Below are 2,350 nucleotides of genomic sequence, written 5' to 3' on the forward strand. Positions count from 1 at the left end.
CGTCAGCACCAGAGGATCAGCCGGTTCCCAGCCATGGATGCCGGATGGCAGGCACATGAGCGAACCGCGATGCGACATGTCGGCAAAGCGGAACCCGCCATTGCCATAGGCTTCGATCGGCGCGCGGCCCGGAAAATGCGCCTCGCGGATGACGATGCCTTTGCCGGTCACCGTTATACCCCTTCGGGGCGACGCGTCAGGTCGCGACCGCCTTGCCGCCATTGACCGGCTTCTCCTCGTCGGCCGAAGCCTGCGGCCTCAGCTTGAACAAGATCAGCAGCGGTGCGGCGATGAAGATGGACGAATAGGTGCCGAAGACGACGCCGAACAGCATGGCCATCGTAAACGAGCGGATCACCTCGCCGCCGAACAGCACCAGCGCCAGCAGCGCCAGGATCGTCGTCACCGAAGTCAGCGTCGTTCTCGACAGCGTCTCGTTGATGGCGTTGTTCAACAGCTGCGGCAGCGGCATGCGCTTGTATTTTCGCAAATCCTCTCGAACACGGTCATAGACCACGATCGTATCGTTCAGCGAATAGCCGATGATCGTCAGGATCGCCGCCAGCGATGACTGGTTGAACTCCAGTCCGGTGATGACGAAGAAGCCGAGCGTCATGACCACATCGTGCACCGTCGCCACGATGGCGCCGACCGCGAACTGCCATTCGAAGCGGAACCAGACATAGACCAGGATGCCAAGCAGCGCGATCAGCATGGCGATCGTGCCTTGCTTGGCAAGCTCGCCAGAAACGGTCGGTCCGACCACTTCGACGCGGCGGAAATCGTAATTGTCCTGCAGCTCGCCGCGTACCTTGTCGATGACGGTCTGCTCGGCATTCTCGCCACCATCCTGCGTCCCGACGCGGATCAGCACGTCGTTCGGCGTACCGAACTGCTGCACCTGAACTTCGCCGATGTTGAGCTCGGTCAGCCGCGCACGGAGGTCGGCGAGGTCGGCATTGCCGCTCTTGGCCTGCACCTCGATCAGCGAACCGCCTTTGAAGTCGATGCCGTAATTGATGCCGACGGTCATGAACAGCACCACCGACAGGATCGACAGTGCGCTGGAGAGCGTGAAGGTCCAGCGACGGATGCCCATGAAGGGGATCTTGGTGCCGGGCGGAACGAAGGTCACCGGTGCCTTCGGCAATTCCTTCGGGCGAGCCCGGCGCAGCCAGATCGAGACCAGCAGGCGGGTGAAGGTGAAGGCGGTGAAGACCGTGGTCAGGATGCCGATGGCGTAGGTGATGGCAAAGCCCTTCACCGGCCCGGTACCGAGATAGAACAGCACCACAGTGGCGATCAGCGAAGTGATGTTGGAATCGACGATGGTCGCTAGCGCCTTGGTGAAACCGGTATCGATCGCCTGGATCACGGAGCGGCCGGCGCGTCGCTCCTCGCGAATACGTTCATAGATCAGCACGTTGGAATCGACCGCCATGCCGATGGTCAGCACGATACCGGCGATACCAGGCAAGGTCAGCGTAGCGCCAAGCAACGAGAGCACGCCGACGATCATCGCCACGTGCACCGCCAGCGCGATGTTGGCGAGGAAGCCGAGGAAGCCGTAGGCGACGAACATGAAGGCAACGACGAGGATAGAACCGATGATGCCGGCGACCTTGCCGGCATGGATCGAATCCTGGCCAAGGCCCGGACCCACCGTGCGTTCTTCGATGACCGTCAGCGTTGCGGGCAACGCACCGGCGCGCAGCAGCACCGCAAGGTCATTGGCGCTCTGTGCAGTGAAATTGCCGGAAATCTGGCCGGTGCCGCCGAGGATCGGCTCGCGGATCTGCGGCGCCGATATCACCTGATTGTCGAGGATAATGGCGAACAGCTTGCCGACATTCTGCGCCGTGGCCTGACCGAAGCGCGCCGCCCCTTTCGAATCGAAGCGGAACGACACCACCGGCTCGTTGTTCTGCGAATTGTATGTCGCCTGTGCGTCAACGAGGTTTTCGCCCGAGACGATGACGCGATTTTCGATCAGATACGGAACCGGCGGATCGTCCTGCGAATACAGCACCGACGAGCCGGCGGGCGGACGGCCATTGAGCGCGTCCTGCACCGGCATCGACTGGTCGACCATCTGGAAGGTCAGCTTGGCGGTCTGGCCGAGGATTTCTTTCAGTCTCTGCGGGTCCTGAAGACCCGGCACCTGGACAAGGATACGGTCGTCGCCCTGCCGCTGCACGATCGGTTCGGTGGTGCCGAGTTCGTTGACGCGGCGTTCGACCACCTCGATCGACTGCGTCAGCGCGGTCGACGTGCGGTATTTGATGCCGGCGTCGGTGACGTTGAACTTGAGCAGGCCGGGCTCGGAATCGTCGAGCGTCATTTCCTGGAT

At 62.0% G+C, this 2,350-nt stretch carries 1 protein-coding gene and 1 pseudogene; both read right to left on the reverse strand.

All coding sequences use genetic code 11. The features are described from left to right. A pseudogene (locus EN750_RS39665) lies at positions 1-222 on the reverse strand (hypothetical protein); the annotation flags it as partial. Beyond that, on the reverse strand, positions 197-2,350 hold a 2,154-nt coding region (secDF, locus tag EN750_RS29935; protein WP_127398891.1), incomplete at its 5' end, for a protein translocase subunit SecDF. The gene secDF and the pseudogene EN750_RS39665, both read right to left, overlap by 26 nt.

This window comes from Mesorhizobium sp. M7A.F.Ca.ET.027.03.2.1 (assembly GCF_003999175.1).
In the GTDB taxonomy this organism is placed as follows: Bacteria; Pseudomonadota; Alphaproteobacteria; order Rhizobiales; family Rhizobiaceae; genus Mesorhizobium.